This window comes from Mesorhizobium sp. B1-1-5, assembly GCF_006443065.1.
Taxonomy (GTDB): Bacteria; Pseudomonadota; Alphaproteobacteria; order Rhizobiales; family Rhizobiaceae; genus Mesorhizobium.
The window spans coordinates 15,239-30,124 of record NZ_VFWS01000020.1; the positions used below are offsets into that span (position 1 = coordinate 15,239).

At 64.4% G+C, this 14,886-nt stretch carries 15 protein-coding genes; 6 read left to right on the plus strand and 9 right to left on the minus strand.

What is annotated here, in order from left to right; all coding sequences use genetic code 11:
* Window positions 1–118: 118 nt before the first annotated feature.
* Window positions 119–1,012 (minus strand): EamA family transporter, encoded by an 894-nt coding sequence (locus FJ980_RS09945; protein ID WP_140542728.1) that lies wholly within the window; start codon window positions 1,010–1,012, stop codon window positions 119–121.
* Window positions 1,013–1,102: 90 nt separating this feature from the next.
* Between FJ980_RS09945 and FJ980_RS09950 the strand changes: the two genes are divergently transcribed.
* Entirely contained in the window at window positions 1,103–2,029 is a 927-nt protein-coding gene (locus FJ980_RS09950; protein WP_140542729.1) for a LysR substrate-binding domain-containing protein, read from the plus strand.
* A 6-nt stretch (window positions 2,030–2,035) separates the two neighbouring features.
* Here the strand turns inward: FJ980_RS09950 and FJ980_RS09955 are convergent, their stop codons facing one another.
* Entirely contained in the window at window positions 2,036–2,638 is a 603-nt protein-coding gene (locus FJ980_RS09955; protein ID WP_140542730.1) for a hypothetical protein, read from the minus strand.
* 115 nt (window positions 2,639–2,753) lie between these two features.
* Between FJ980_RS09955 and FJ980_RS09960 the strand changes: the two genes are divergently transcribed.
* A complete protein-coding gene (locus FJ980_RS09960; protein WP_040986608.1) occupies window positions 2,754–2,987 on the plus strand; it encodes a DUF2093 domain-containing protein in 234 nt (77 codons plus the stop codon).
* Window positions 2,988–3,080: 93 nt separating this feature from the next.
* Window positions 3,081–3,884: a glycosyltransferase family 92 protein gene (locus FJ980_RS09965; protein ID WP_140542731.1), complete on the plus strand. Its 804-nt coding sequence runs from the start codon at window positions 3,081–3,083 to the stop codon at window positions 3,882–3,884.
* A gap of 40 nt (window positions 3,885–3,924) precedes the next feature.
* On the opposite strand, the gene lpxK is transcribed toward FJ980_RS09965, so the two are convergent.
* From lpxK to FJ980_RS09995, 6 genes are all read right to left on the minus strand, one after another.
* A complete protein-coding gene (lpxK, locus tag FJ980_RS09970) occupies window positions 3,925–4,953 on the minus strand; it encodes a tetraacyldisaccharide 4'-kinase (protein WP_140542771.1) in 1,029 nt (342 codons plus the stop codon).
* Window positions 4,954–5,027: 74 nt separating this feature from the next.
* The gene (waaA, locus tag FJ980_RS09975) at window positions 5,028–6,344 is read right to left on the minus strand and encodes a lipid IV(A) 3-deoxy-D-manno-octulosonic acid transferase (RefSeq protein WP_140542732.1); all 1,317 of its coding nucleotides are present in this window, start codon (window positions 6,342–6,344) and stop codon (window positions 5,028–5,030) included.
* Window positions 6,341–7,120 carry a lysophospholipid acyltransferase family protein gene (locus FJ980_RS09980; protein ID WP_140542733.1) on the minus strand — a complete coding sequence of 260 codons (780 nt, stop codon included), beginning with the start codon at window positions 7,118–7,120 and terminating at the stop codon, window positions 6,341–6,343. The genes waaA and FJ980_RS09980 overlap by 4 nt, the downstream gene beginning before the upstream one ends.
* A 5-nt stretch (window positions 7,121–7,125) precedes the next feature.
* Window positions 7,126–7,371 carry a DUF4170 domain-containing protein gene (locus FJ980_RS09985; RefSeq protein WP_041002569.1) on the minus strand — a complete coding sequence of 82 codons (246 nt, stop codon included), beginning with the start codon at window positions 7,369–7,371 and terminating at the stop codon, window positions 7,126–7,128.
* Window positions 7,372–7,446: 75 nt separating this feature from the next.
* Window positions 7,447–8,256 carry a 3'(2'),5'-bisphosphate nucleotidase CysQ gene (locus FJ980_RS09990; protein WP_140542734.1) on the minus strand — a complete coding sequence of 270 codons (810 nt, stop codon included), beginning with the start codon at window positions 8,254–8,256 and terminating at the stop codon, window positions 7,447–7,449.
* Window positions 8,243–9,586 carry a TldD/PmbA family protein gene (locus FJ980_RS09995; RefSeq protein WP_140542735.1) on the minus strand — a complete coding sequence of 448 codons (1,344 nt, stop codon included), beginning with the start codon at window positions 9,584–9,586 and terminating at the stop codon, window positions 8,243–8,245. The genes FJ980_RS09990 and FJ980_RS09995 overlap by 14 nt, the downstream gene beginning before the upstream one ends.
* A 146-nt stretch (window positions 9,587–9,732) precedes the next feature.
* On the opposite strand from FJ980_RS09995, the gene FJ980_RS10000 reads away from it, so the two are divergent.
* Window positions 9,733–11,688: a glycosyltransferase gene (locus FJ980_RS10000; protein ID WP_140542736.1), complete on the plus strand. Its 1,956-nt coding sequence runs from the start codon at window positions 9,733–9,735 to the stop codon at window positions 11,686–11,688.
* Window positions 11,688–12,791: a glycosyltransferase family A protein gene (locus FJ980_RS10005; RefSeq protein WP_140542737.1), complete on the plus strand. Its 1,104-nt coding sequence runs from the start codon at window positions 11,688–11,690 to the stop codon at window positions 12,789–12,791. The genes FJ980_RS10000 and FJ980_RS10005 overlap by 1 nt, the downstream gene beginning before the upstream one ends.
* Window positions 12,792–12,803: 12 nt before the next feature.
* On the opposite strand, the gene epmA is transcribed toward FJ980_RS10005, so the two are convergent.
* On the minus strand, window positions 12,804–13,850 hold the full coding sequence (gene epmA, locus FJ980_RS10010) for an EF-P lysine aminoacylase EpmA (protein ID WP_140542738.1): 1,047 nt from the start codon (window positions 13,848–13,850) through the stop codon (window positions 12,804–12,806).
* A 129-nt stretch (window positions 13,851–13,979) separates the two neighbouring features.
* Between epmA and efp the strand changes: the two genes are divergently transcribed.
* Entirely contained in the window at window positions 13,980–14,549 is a 570-nt protein-coding gene (gene efp, locus FJ980_RS10015; protein WP_140542739.1) for an elongation factor P, read from the plus strand.
* The last annotated feature ends 337 nt before the right edge of the window (window positions 14,550–14,886 follow it).

Sequence of the window (14,886 nt, forward strand, 5' to 3'; positions counted from 1 at the left end):
CCAATCTCTTCTCCCCGACGGGGAGAAGATGGCCGCGTAGCGGCCGGATGAGGGGCAAGAAAAGAGCCGCTGGAAGCGGCTCTTTTCTTGAGTCAGGAAAAGTCTTCAATCCACCGGTCTACCGCTTGAAATTCACCACGATCACGCCACCCAGCGCCAGCGCGCCGCCCAGGATGCCGAGCAGCGATGGCACTTCGCCTAGCCAGAAGAAGCCGATCAAGGCGGAGGTCGGCGAGACGAGGTAGAGGAAGTTCGAGGCGCGCGCGGCAGGCAGGCGCGACAGCGCGGTCGCCCAGGCGGCATAGGCGATCAACGAGGGCACGATGCCGAGATAGATGACGGCGCCAAGACCGGCGGTGTCGGCGACCGCCGCCTGCGAAAACGCTTCCGGCAGGAAGGGTGACAGGCAGAGCGCGCCGAGCACCATGTTGGAAGCGGAAATAGTCAGCGGATGATGGCGAGCAAAGAGCGGCTTTTGCACAATGGTGTTGACGGCGGAGCAGAGCGCGGAGCCCAGCACCAGCAGCGCGCCGGCGTTGAAATGAAGGCCGTGCCCGTCGGCCACCGCGATGATGCCGATGCCGGCGAAGGAAATGACCGTGCCGAGCCACGCCAGACGCGAGAAGCGCTCGCCGAGCAGTGCCATCGCCATGATTGCGGTGAAGATCGGGCTGACATTGATGATGAAGCCGGCCGCGCCCGCCGAGACGGTGAGCTCGCCGAAATTGAGCGTGGCGGTGTAGAGCGCGACGAAGATGGCGCCGCCGAAGCCGAAGCGCCACAGCTCGCCCATCCGGGGCAGTGCCGGGCGCTTCACCGCGAGGAAGATGGCGGCCGGAACCGCCGCGATGGCAAAGCGCAGCGCGCCGAGCTCCAGCGGCTGGAAGGCGGCAAGGCCGGCGCGGATCGCCGGGAAAGCCGAGGCCCAGCCGATGACCGTCAGCGTCACCGCGATTGCGGCCGCGGTGTCCATGCGCTGTGTCTCATTCAACGTGCCGGTGTAAGCGCTCATTGCCGTAGCCTCGTCCTTCTGCGTCATGGATGCAGAAAACGCTATTGCCGGCCGATTGACAAACGACCAATTCGAGGGTCAGCTGTGACCATGGATCACAGCTCTGACCAGATATTGCCTCTGGAAACCCTGCGTGCTTTCGATGCGGCGGCGCGAACAGGGAGTTTTTCCGCGGCAGCCGAAAAACTCAACCTCACCCATGGCGCGGTAAGCCGCCAGATCGCCAAGCTGGAAGACTGGCTTGGCTTGAAAGTGTTCGAGCGCAACGCGCGTGGCGTGACGCTGACGATCGAGGGCAACCGGCTGCATTTGAGGACCGCCGAGGCCTTCGCGCTGATCTCGTTCAACTCCGACCGCTGGGTCGAGCCGCGCGGCACCGCCGTGGTGCGGCTGGCCTCGATCCCGTCGGTGAGCGGGCTATGGCTAATGCCGCGCATGGCCGCGCTGGAGAACCATCCGACCAAGCTGCGCATCGTGCTCGACGTCGACAACCGCCAGGCCGATCTCGCCGACGAAGGCATCGACCTTTCGGTGCGCTGCGGGCGCGGCCGCATTCCGGGCCGCGTCTCGGTGCAGCTGTTCGAGGAGCATATTTTCCCGATCGCCTCGCCGGGGCTGGCGAAAGAGATCGGACGAGGCGACCCTGCCCGGCTGCTGAAATTCCCGCTGATCAACGATTCCGACGCGTCCGCCTGGCGCGCCTGGCTCGCGGCGCAGGGCATGGACTATCGCCCGCGTCCGCAGGACCGGCGTTTCGAGGACTATAATCTGGTGCTCGATGCGGCCGCGCATGGGTTGGGCATCGCGCTGGCGCGGCCGCCGCTGACGGCAGACCAGCTCCAATCCGGCCGCATCGTTGCCGTCGACGAGCGCTCTGCGCTCAATCCGGTGTCTTATTGGATGGACCGCCCGGTCGGCCGGCCGCGCGCGGCGGCGGCGGACCTTGCCAGGCGCATTGCCGAACAGGCAGGGCTTGCTCCGGAAAAGCTCGAGGCTTTCCTTCAGGACGGCGTCTGAGCGGGCTTATCGAAGCAACAGAACCATGATGGTGGCGGTCACGGCCGAGACGATTGCCGTGACGACCGAAATTGTCCAGAGCGATACCGCAACAGAATCGGATCGCGGCGCGTGACCAGCCGGACGAACCGCGGCGCCGCGAGGCCGCGGCGCGTTGGCGTTGGCCGCGACCAGCATCGCGGCGGAAGCGACGGTCGGCGAAAATGTGGACAATGGCGGAGTGACCGCGGGGCTCGGCGTGGTGTCGATGACCGCTGCCGGTGGCGGGGCGAAGCCGCGCGGTGCCTGATCTGTATCCGTCGCCGCCCTGCCTGTCGAAGGTCTTGCCGGCGCATCGCCTGAGGCGGCATCGGGCTCCATGACGGCCCGGTAAGCGTCCTCGACCTCGGAGGACGACAGGCGTGGCGATGCCTGAGCTGAAGGGCGCGGCAGCGCGCTTGGCAGCGACTGGGCCGCGATTTGCGCCGCCTGCACCATTGATAGCACCGGCGGCTGGACCAGCGTCTTGATCAAAGCCGCCGTCGCCGGATCGGCCTTGGGCGAGAGCACCGCCTGCGGGGTGAGCGCCTCATTGATCAGCGTGTTCAAGCGGGTCGGAGTGATGTCCATGCCGGGGCTCCGGGAACCATTTGTCGCCGCAGCCATACCGGATGAGCATTGCGTCAAGCTTGACGTTGCTTGCGATTTATGGCGATTGAAACCCGATGAACTGCAGCGTCCTTTCATGATGAACCGTTTTGAAGGCCCGGGCGGCAGGGAAGCCCGGATCCGTTATCTCGACGGCGACTTCCAAGTCACCAGTCCCGGCTCTTTCGTGCGCTGTGCGGTGACGGGCGAGAACATTCCGCTCGACGAGCTCAAATATTGGAGCGTCGCCCGGCAGGAGCCCTATGTGAACGCCGCGGTGTCGCTTGCCCGCGAGATCGAGATGCACCCGGAATTGCGCAAGCGGGGATAAGCCTTGCGAGCCCATGGCGCCTTGGCAGCCAAGCTCGACCGCTCAGGTACTACATTGAAAAACTTCAGGAAATCTCTCAAGATACTTCTTCGCATGCCGCTTGTCATGCGCGCGAGATGGCGCGATCGGGCGGTGTCGAGGGCGCCCCGATTCAAGCTGACGGCCTGCGCCATCTTCCGCGAGGAAGCGCCGTTCCTGGCCGAATGGATCAGGTTCCATCAGAATGTGGGATTCGAGCATTTCTATCTCTACAACAACTTCTCGACCGACGACTTCAAAGCCGTATTGAACCCGTTCATCCAGGAGGGCCTGGTTACGCTGGTCGACTGGCCGCGGCCGGTGGGGCAGCTGTCGGCTTATGGGGACTGCATCCGCAGGCGCTGGCGCGAAGCGTTGTGGATCGGATTCTTCGACATCGATGAGTTTCTTTTCGCGCCCGACGGATGTGACGTAGCCTCGGTTCTGAAGGATTATCGCGACCTGCCAGGCGTTTGCGTCTGGCAAGCTTTCTATGGCTCCTCCGGCCAGGTCGAGCGACCGGAACGGCCGGTGGTCGAGGCCTATACGATGCGAGCCGGGCCGGACATCACGACGGTCAAGACAATCCTCAACCCGCGCATGGTCTACAGGGTGGGCGTCCATCAGTCGAAATTCCTGTCCGGTGAGGGGATGGACACCCGTCGACGGACCATCGTGCCCGGCATGCCTCCCCAGTTCGATATCCTGAGGATCAATCACTACTGGTCGCGATCGCTTTCCGACCTCGACCAGAAAATCCGGCGCGGCGACGCCTCGACTTCCGCGCTGCGCGACAGGGATTGGCATTTCGACTTCGAAAGCAAGCTCAATGTCGAGCGCGACGAGGCGATCCTGCAGGCGATGCGGCGCGCAGGATAGCCGTAGCCACTTGTTCGCCTCCCCTCATCAAGCTCGAAGCTCAGCCCCGCATCTTGCGCTGACGCCAGGCGTCGAGCGTCTCGTCGACAATGCGTTCGGGCACATGATCGAGCTCGAACACGGCCTCGATATCGAGCACGTCCAGCTGGGCGAGAAAACCGGCAGGCGTCTCGCCGTGGCGCAGCCGCGCGGCGTCCTTTGCCGTGGTGACAAGCCGCAGCCCCTCCTGCCGCACAAGCACCAGCAGGTCGGCTAGCTCGTCCTGGGCGTAAAAATGATGATCTGGAAAAGCGCGCGACAGCGCGACTTCGCCACCTGCCGCGCGCACCGTATCGAAGAATTTCTCCGGATGGCCGATGCCGGCAAAGGCCAGGAAGCGGCCGCCGGCGAAGCGCGACGGGTCGGCCGGCTCGACATGCGCCAGGAAGATCGGCCGGCCGGCGCGCGCCGCCTGGCGCACGACGCCGTCGGCGGCGGTCCCCTCGCCCATCTTCAGCAAGCCGCTGGTGAAGACCAGCTGGTCGACGACCTTGGCGCGGAGAGGCCCGCCCGGGATGACGCGGCCATTGCCGATGCCGAAGCGGGCGTCGACCACGACCAGCGCATAGTCGATATGGACGCGCGCCGACTGGAACCCGTCATCCATGATCAGGAAATCGCAGCCACGTTCTTCGATGAGCAGCTTCGCACCGGCGGCGCGGTTCGCCGTCACCGCGACGGGCGCATGTTCGGCCAGGAGCAGCGGCTCGTCACCGACATGCTTGGCGGCGTCGTGATGCGCATCGACGACATGCGGCTTGGCGAACGAGCCGCCATGGCCGCGCGACAGGAAGCCTGGCGTGAGCTGCATTCGTCTGGCCTGCTTGGCCAAAGCGATGGCGACCGGTGTCTTGCCGCTGCCGCCGACGGTAAGGTTGCCGACGCACAGGACCGGCGCTGCGACCTTCTCGCGCGGCGCGTGGCGCATGCGGCGGCCGGCGACCAGTCCATAGATCGCCGATGCGGGCGACAGCGCAAGCACGCGCCAGTCCGGCTTTTCCCACCAGAAGGGTGGCGCTTCGCTGGTCATCGCGCCTGCCCCATGCGTCTCGGCTTCGCGCATCGACTTTTCCAAAAATCGGATCCGATTTCTGGGGTCATGATCTAGCGCCCGTTTGCGCCTTTCAGGCGCGCCTTGACGACCAGAGGCTGGATATAGGGCTCGAGCGATTTCAGCGTGCGGGCAAGCGCACCGCGCATTTCGTCGACTGTGGCGGCACCCGCCGCCATCATCTCGTGGCGCGCCGCTTCGTTGGTCAAAAGGAAATTGACGGCGCCGGCCAGCATGTCGCGGTCGCGCACCAGCTTGGCGCCGCCACTGTCGAGCAGGCGCTGATAGGCCTCGCGGAAATTCTGCACGTTACGGCCGGCCAGCACTGCGGTTTCGAGCATCGCCGGCTCGAGCGGGTTCTGGCCGCCCTGCGAAGTCAGCGAGCGGCCGACAAAAGCGATCTCGGTCAGCCTCAGATAAAGGCCCATTTCGCCGATCGTATCGCCGAGCAGGATGTCGGTATCGTGGGAGATGCGGTCACCCTTGCTGCGCCTTGCCACGGACAGGCCCATGCCGGAAATCTGCGCGGCCAGCGCATCGGCGCGATCGGGGTGACGCGGCACGATGATGGTCAAGAGCCCGTGATGACGCTTGTACAGGCTGGCATGGACCTCGGCGGCCACGACCTCCTCGCCGTCATGGGTCGAGATCGCAGCCCAGGTCGGGCGCTCGCCGATCTGGCGCTGCAGGGTGGCCAAGGCCCGCTCGTCGACCGGCGGCGGGTTGGTGTCGACCTTGAGGTTGCCGGAAACGGTGACCGGCCGGGCGCCCAGCGCGCGGAACCGCTCGCCGTCGACATCCGACTGGGCAATGACGTGGGCAAGATTCTCGAACAGCGCCTCGGCAACGCCGGCGCGCTTCTTCCAGGACATGAAGGAGCGGTCCGACAGCCGGCCGTTGACCAGAACCTGCGGCACGTTGCGGGCGCCAAGTTCCAGGATCGTCATCGGCCAGATTTCCGATTCGGCGATGATCGCCAGTTCCGGCCGCCAGTGATCAAGAAAACGGCTTACCGCGGGCTTGAGATCGAGCGGCACATATTGGTGGATGATGCGGCTGCCGAGGCGCTCTTCGGCGACCTTGGCCGAGGTCACCGTGCCCGTGGTCAAGACGATGTTGACGCCATAGTCGAGGATGCTCTCGACCAGCGGCACCACCGCGATGGTCTCGCCCACGCTTGCGGCATGGATCCAGATCACCGGTCCTTCCGGACGGGGACGGCCGGCGACGCCATAGCGTTCTCGGCGGCGGACACGATCCTCCTTGCCGCGCGAGGCGCGCCAGGCGACATAGGGGCCGATCAGCGGATAGGCGACCGCCCCCGCATAGCGATAGGCAGTCAGGGCCGCACGCGCCCAGCGCTCGCTCATTTGCCGCCGTCCACGAGGCGATAAGCCTCAGCCGTCGCGGCGTTGAGGGAGGCCGTGACCTCCTGGCGCTTGCGCTCCATCTCGGCGTCATCGGCATCGGCGGGCACGAAGACAGGCTGGCCCACGATGACCGCGGAGCGGCCGAACGGCAGGTTGATTGTGGTCTTGTCCCAGCTCTTCTCCAGCACCTTGCGGCGGCTGGTGGCGATGGCCGATGGCAGGATCGGCCGGCCGGAAAGCCTTGCCAGGAGAACGATGCCAAGCCCAGCGTCGCGCGGCGTGCCATTCGGAATGTCGGCGATCATGGCGACGTTCTTGCCGGTGGCGAGCGCCTTCCTCAGCGCGATCAGGGCCTTGGCGCCGCCCTTGTCCAAATGCCTCGAATTGTTGCGGCCGCCGGAGCCGCGCACCGCCTCGATGCCGAATTTCTCGATCATCAGCGCCTGGAGCTCGGCGTCGGCGCTGCGCGAAACCATGGCGACCAGCGGCCGGCCCTCGGGGTAATAGGCAGGGGTCAAAAGATGCTGACCGTGCCAGAGCGCGATGATGCCCGGCTCAAGATGCGCATAAGCCCCGCCGGCTACTCGGGTCGAGCCGTCGACGAGCGGGCTGGTAACCCGAATCAGCCGCAAGAACCAGGCGAACAGGCTGGCGATGAAGTTCTTGACGAAACTCGACTGTGCCAACGGCTCGCGGATGCGCCGCCACAGCGTGCGCGTTCCGCCGCGTCTGCCGGCGCGCGGCCGGGTCGCCCCTTTCACCGCTTCATGCTCCATCGACGTCAACCGCCGACCTTCGATTCTGGATCGAGCAAGCGGTGCAGATGAACAACGAAATAGCGCATATGAGCATTGTCGACACTTGCCTGCGCCTTCGCCTTCCAGGCGGCGTGCGCCGATTGATAGTCGGGATAGATGCCGACAATGTCGAGCGCGTCCAGGTCGCGAAACTCGGTTCCACCCAGCTTTTTCAGCTCGCCACCGAACACCAGGTGCAAAAGCTGCTTCTTTCCGTCTTCCACGGCCATGCCGATCCTTCGCAGATTCATGAGTTTTGTGAAACGTTTAGCCCAAAGCAGCCGATTTTGGAACTGCGGGCCGACTCACCCTTGGTCAATCCCCGCGATCACCCTGGCGAGCACGCCGAGCAGTTCGCCGCTGCCCGCGGCGAGCGCGCCATGGTTGATCACCTCGCCGGCATAGCGCGGCGGCTTGCCGGTGCGGTCGAGCAATGCTCCGCCCGCCTCGGCAAGGATGAGGTCGGCGGCGGCGATGTCCCAGTCATGCGCGCTCGGCTTGACGAAGGTCGCATCGAGCTTTCCGGCGGCGATCATCGCCAGCCTATAGGCAAGCGAAGGGATGTAGGCCGTCCGCCGCAGTCTGTCCTGCCATGCCGGCGGCATCAAGTCGACCAGCGGCTTGGGCCCGCCGATATCGACGCTTTCGCCCAGCGGGCGCACATGGATGCGCTTGTCGTTGAGATAGGCGCCCTCGCCCGGCAGCGCCCAATAGGTCTCGCGTTTGGCCGGGCATTCGAGCACGCCGGCGAGCGAGCGCCCGTCCTCGACCACGGCGACGCTGACGCACCAGGAATGCAGGCCGTCGAGAAAGCCGCGCGTGCCGTCGATCGGGTCGACCACGAAGGTGCGGCGGGCCGACAGCCTGGCATGGTCATCGGCGGTCTCCTCCGACAGCCAGCCATAATCCGGACGCAGCCGGAGCAAGGTCTCGCGCAGGTAGGTATCGGCGGCATGATCGGCCTCGCTCACCGGCGAGGTGCCGCCCTTCATCCACACCTGCGGGTTCTTGCCGAAATAGCCCATGGCGATGGCGCCGGCCTCGCGGGCGGCATCGCGCAGCAAAGCGAGGTCGTCGCGGGCGTCGCTCGAGATCAATTGGTCAAGCGCCGGCAAGGGTCATTCCTTCGATCAGGAGCGTCGGCGCCGCGGTGCCGAAATTGCGGTCGAGATCGTTCGCCGGGACCATGTTGATGAACATGGCCTTCAGATTCGAGGCGATCGTCACCTCGGCGACCGGATAGGCCAATGCGCCGTTCTCGATCCAGTAGCCGGAAGCGCCGCGGCTGTATTCGCCGGTCACCATGTCGACGCCCTGGCCAAACACCTCGGTGACATAGAAACCGCTCTTCAACGACGCGATCAGATCTTCCGGCGAGCGCTCGCCGGGCTCGATGGCAAGGTTGGTCGAGGACGGCGAAACCGACGAGCCGCTGCGCGAGCCGCGCCCGTTGGTGACAAGGCCGAGCTCGCGCGCGGCCGAGGTTGACAGGAACCAGTGATTCAAGACGCCCTTCTCGACCATCAGCAGCTTCTCGCCCTCGATGCCCTCGCCATCGAAGGGGCGCGAGGCCTGGCCGCGCCGCCGCAAAGGCTCGTCGGTGACGGTGATCGCGGCCGACGCCACCTGCTTGCCCATCATGTCGCGCAGGAAGCTGGTCTTCCGGGCGACCGCGGCGCCGTTGATGGCGCCGGCGAGATGGCCGGCAATGCCGCGCGCGACGCGCGGATCGAACACTACGTCGACCGGGCCGGTCTTAGCCTTGCGGGCGCCGAGGCGACGAACGGTACGTTCGCCCGCCTTGCGACCGATGTCCTGCGGCGTGTCGAGGTCGGCGAAATGCTGGCGCGACGAGAATTCGTAGTCGCGTTCCATCGCGGTTCCCTCACCCGCAATGACGCTGGTCGAGCGCGAGAAGCGCGAGGCGACATACTGGCCGACAAAGCCATGCGATGTGGCGAGAACCAGGCCGCCCATGCCGGCGCCGGCGCTGCTGCCGGCGGAATTGGTGACGCCCTTGACGGCCAACGCGGCCGCTTCGGCGGCAAGGGCAGCTTCCTTAAGCTCGTCTGCCGATACCTCTGTCGGGTCAAAGAGATCGAGATCGCGCAGATTGCGCGCGAGCAGCGCGGGATCGGCGAGGCCCTGGAACGGGTCTTCGGGCGAAACCCTGGCCATCGCCACGGCACGCTCGGCGAGCGCCTTCGGGTCGGATGCGGCGGTGGCCGAGACGCTCGCCACACGCTGGCCGACGAAGACGCGCAGCGACACGTCCTCGCTCTCCGAGGATTCGGTGCCTTCGACCTTGCCCAGCCGAACCGAGACGCCGGCCGAACGGCCGCGCACCGCCACCGCGTCGGCCGCATCGGCGCCGGCGCGCTTGGCGGCCTCGACGAGCGCCGCGACGCGATCGGTCAATTTCGCTGCGTCGAGCTTATCGGTCATGCGGTTGTTCCTGTCTGTTCACGCGGTCTGTCAGGTCGGGATCACGCCCGCGCCCATCCATCGATGCTCACGCACCGTCTGTGGATGCTCACGCACCATCTGCTGGGTGCTCACGCACCATCTATTGTTCCATTGCCGCTTGCGCAATGGGCTCGGGACAATCAGGATACCGCGGCCAAACCGTCCAAAGCGACCGGAAGGGGTTCCGGTCGCTGGAACAGTGTCTCGTTCTGGCGAAATGGGCTTGGCCGCGCGCGCTTCAGCGCCGGGCTAATGGGGGAAGGATGGACTATTTTGTCGACGGAGAGTTTACCCATGACTGGACCTCCCATCACCTGACGCTTTGGGAGGAGTTTCTCGGCGACAAGGCCGGCACGGCGACGGCTGTGCTCGAAATCGGCTCGTTCGAGGGGCGTTCCGCGCTGTTTTTCCTGCAATTCCTGCCAAAATCCCGCATTATCTGCGTGGACAGCTTCCAGGGCAGCGAAGAGCATCTCGAGCCTGGCTCGAAGCATGAATCGGATATGGCCGAGGTCGAACGACGCTTCGACCGCAACCTCAAGCCCTTCGCCGGCCGGGTCGAGAAACGCAAAGGCCATTCGTTAACGATCCTGCCCGGCCTTGCCGGCGAAGGAAGGCTGTATGACGTGGTCTATGTCGACGGCGACCATTGCGCCACGTCCGTCTACAGCGATGCCCGAATGGCCTGGGACCTGCTCGACAATGACGGTGTCATGATCCTGGACGATTACCGGTGGGGGCCGGATCTGCCGATGGCCAGGCGTCCCCAGGCAGGGATCGAAGCCTTCCTGAGCCAGATCGCCGGGGAATACGAGCTGTTGCACCGGGGCCAGCAGATCGTCATTCGCAAGAGCGAGATCGTCGCGGCCAAGTCATTCACGATCGCCGGCCGCGACATTGACGGGCTCGCCGGCGGCGCGCTGTCGCCGCCGCTGGTCAGCTTCGTCGTCATCAACTGGAATTACGGCGGCTACGTCGGCGCGACGATCGATTCCATACGCCGGCAGGACTACCCGCATTTCGAGTGCATCGTCATCAACAACGGCTCGACCGATGACAGCGCGCAGGTGATTGCCCGGCATGTCGAAGGCGATCCGCGTTTCCGGGTCGAGACGCTGGCGCAGAACCACGGCCAGCTCGGCGCCGCGCTGTGGGCTCTGGAGAAGGTGAACGGCGGATTCGTCACCTTCGTGGACGCGGACGACGTGCTGTTCGACAACTACGCTTCGACGCACATTCAGGTGCATATGGCATTGCAACGAAGCGTCGGCTTCACTTCGGCCAACGTCGCGGAGATGGACTCGACAGGCATAGCCCTGACGGCCTCGTACCAGCAACTCCGGCTGAACAGACCGGGCGCGCAGCGAGGCCTGCGAGGTGAGCGGACCGTGCTGCGGCTGCCGACTGTCTCCCCGTCGCAATACCGGCTCCTCGACGCCAGCACGGCGACCATACCGCGTGGGCACGTCGGCTGGTTCTGGGCGCCGGGCAGCGCCAACATGTTCCGCACCTCGGTTCTGCGTCTGTTGCGGTTGGACGATGGCGGCAAACCTTGGATGACGTCGGCCGACGGCTATTTCAATACGATATGCCATGCGGTTGCCGGCAGCGCGCTGATCGACATGCCCTTGTCCGGCTATCGCCTGCACTCAAGCAATTATTTCGCCACGGGCGAAAGCATGGAGGGCATTCGCACCGGTACCAGAGAATACGCGGCCAAATTGCGGAAATTCACATATGAAAGCGTCAAGTATCTGATCGAAGGAAGCGAAAGGTTCGACTGGCTCTTAGGGGGCGAGTTCTGGCCGGTCGTGGACCGGGTCACGCGAGAAAACCCCGACAGGCTGCGCGACTATTTCAGCGACGAGATCGCGGTCGAGATATTCAAGCGCAACGCGCCGCAATTAAGGTCTGTTTTCGGTGCCAGGAGGTTCGGCAGAGAGGTCCTGGTCCGCTTTTCCGGAGCCCAGGCAAGATCTGTCCTCAGAGCCGGTTTCGGAGGCCGAATTCCGATGCGCGTCCTCTCGAAATCGCTGTTCCGCGATGCCCGCATCTCTCTGAGGATCGGACGGAAGCGATAATGACCGCGCCAAAGATCAGCTTCGTCATCATCAACCACAATTACGGCCAGTATGTCGGCCAGGCGATATCGAGCGTTCTGTCGCAGGATTACGCCGAGTTCGAATGCCTTGTCCTCGACAACGCCTCGACCGATTCAAGTCGGGATGCGATCAGGCAATTCGAAAACGCGGACGACAGGTTGCGCATCGAATATCTGGATAGAAACCTCAATCAAATGGGTAGCTTTCTACATGCCATCGACCGGCTGTCGGGCGAGCTGGTCTGTATCGTCGATGCCGACGATTTCCTATTTGCGAACTTCGCCGCGTTTCACGTCCAGCTTCACCTCGATTGCGGCGATCGGATCGCGGTGACATCGGGGGACGTTTGTGAGGTTGATGGAACCGGCGCCATGCTGACGCCAAGCTACGCATTCTTTTTGCATAGCAAGGCCGGCACGGCGATGTGTCCCGGCGACGCCGAGGGCGTGCCGCGTTTGTTAAGCCAGTCTGACCGGGAGCTGTTGTGGCGACAATCGACACTCATCGCGCCACACGAACATGGGTGGCATTGGTCGCCAGGTACGGCGAACATGTACAAACTATCGTTCCTGAAACGGGCACGGCCAATGTTGAACGTGGTCAACTCAACGTCCACCGACAACTATTTCATGCCGTTCCTGAGCGCCTTGGGCGGCTCGGGTTGCATCGACATACCGCTTTCGGCCTATCGGATACACGGCAGGAATCGCTACAGTGTCATTCCGGCAGGCCCGGGCTTACGGCCGACCAGCAAACAATCCGCCGCGCGCACCTATGCAGACAGGAAGGCAATGATCCGGACTCTGGCGTCACGTGCCCGCGATTTCGTTTCCACGCACGCCGAGACGTTCTGGATGATAATGGACGCCGCCCCTGTCCCCGACGGGGTTTCCCGGCATGACTATTTCAACGATCCAGTTATCCAGGACATACTGCGCGAACATTTTGACGAACTCGTCGCTGCGTGTGGCAAAACACAAACCAGCAAGGAATTGCGTGCGCGCATGGGGCGAAAGAGCTACGACGTGTTCATGGCCAGGGTGCGCGATGGAAATGCCGGCGCGAACAGGACAGCGCCATGAAGTGCTTGCAGCTCAGTGGTTGGCTACCGGGGCCCAGATCACGTCGTCGATCCTTGCGGCTCCCGTCGCCAGCATCACCAACCGATCGAAGCCGAGGGCCGAGCCGCTGGCTTGCGGCATGACGGCCAAAGCGGCGAGGAAATCCTCGTCCAGCGGATAGCGCTCGCCATAAATGCGCTCTTTCTCGTCCATCTCGGCGACGAAGCGGCGGCGCTGCTCGGCTGCGTCGGTCAGCTCGCCGAAGGCGTTGGCAAGCTCGACGCCGCAGCAATAGAGCTCGAAGCGCTCGGCAACGCGCGGATCCTGCGCGCTCGGCCGGGCGAGCGCCGCTTCCGAAATCGGATAGCCATATAAGATGGTGGCCCGCCCCTGCCCCAGCACCGGCTCGATTTTTTCGACCATCACCCGGCTGAACAGGTCGGCCCAGTTGTCGTCGGGCGCAGTGCGCAGGCCGGCGCGGACCAGTGCCTCGTGAAGGGCGTCGCGGTCCGTGCTGCCGTCGGCCGACACGGTCGCCAGCAGGTCGATGCCGGCATGGCGCAGGAAAGCCTCCGCCACGCTCAGCCGCTCCGGTTCGGCGAAGGGATCGGCCTCGCAACCGCGAAAACGGAAACTCTTGGCACCGGCCTTTTCCGCGGCGAGCGCCAGGAATTCGGCGCAGTCGGCCATCAGAAGCTCAACTGTATCGCCGACGCGGTACCATTCGAGCATGGTGAACTCGGGGTGGTGCAACGGCCCGCGCTCGCGGTTGCGCCAGACCGGGCCGAGGCTGAAGATGCGTTCCTCGCCGGCGGCGAGCAGCTTCTTGCAGGCAAATTCCGGCGAGGTGTGGAGATAGAGCTGCCGGCGCGATGCGTCGGGCCCGATCGCCTCGGTGGCGAAGGCGGCGAGATGCGCCTCGTTGCCCGGCGAAACCTGCAGCGCCGAGGTCGTCACCTCGACGAAATCGCGCTGCGCGAACCAGCCGCGCAGGGCGGCGGCGATGGCATTGCGCGCCATCAGCCGGGGCCGGCGGTCGGCATGGATATGCGGCGTCCACCAGGGCGAAGCGGCGGTCATGGGCAGGAAAATCGCCCGACAGGCTGGCGGTTCGGCGCAAGATGCGCTAGGGCGCACGCGATGGCCGCCGTCGCCGCTTCGCGGAAATCGACGCTTGCAGGCCGAAAAACTCGAACGGGATCGAATATCGTGGTCAAGGTCATCGCCAGTTCCTTACGCAAAGGCAACGTCGTCGATAAGGACGGCAAGCTTTATGTCATCCTCTTTGCCGAAAACATCCACCCTGGCAAGGGCACGCCAGTGACCCAGCTCGATATGCGCCGCATCGGCGACGGGGTGAAGGTTTCGGAGCGCTACCGTACGACCGAAATGGTCGAGCGCGCCTATGTCGAGGAGCGCGAGCACACCTTCCTCTATTCCGATGGCGAAGGTTTTCACTTCATGAACCCGGAAAGCTACGACCAGGTCGTGGCTTCCGAAGCCGTGGTCGGCGACATGGCGCCCTATCTGCAGGAAGGCATGGCCGTGCAGCTCGCGCAGTTCAACGGCGTGCCGATCTCGCTGGTGCTGCCGCAGCGCGCCACCTTCGAGGTGGTCGACACCGAGCCTGTCACCAAGGGCCAGACGGCGTCTTCGTCCTACAAGCCGGCGATGCTCTCCAACGGCGTGCGCACCGCCGTGCCGCCGCATATCTCGGCCGGCACGCGCGTCGTGGTGATGACCGCCGACGGCTCTTACGTCGAACGCGCCAAGGACTGAGATCTTAGGGCGATTTGAAATGGCTCGCCTGAGCACAGGCGGGCCTGCAATCACGCAGAGTTGGCTTTTTTGACCCGTATCCGCCAGTTTCGGCTGCGGACGATCGCTTTACGCCTCACTTCAGCCGCGCGAACCACGAATGCCGACACCTGAAAGCTGAAATATTGTTGGCACCAAAGGCCCGCGCCGCCTCATGGGCATCTGCTGATTGCCCAATACCCAGCGCACGCTGCGTTTATCAAAGGCAGTTACACCCCGAACATTTAGCGAAAGGCGAGGCACGCTTGTAGCGCCGCATCATTCCTTTGATGGATTTCAGAGGCCAAAAAGCAAGATA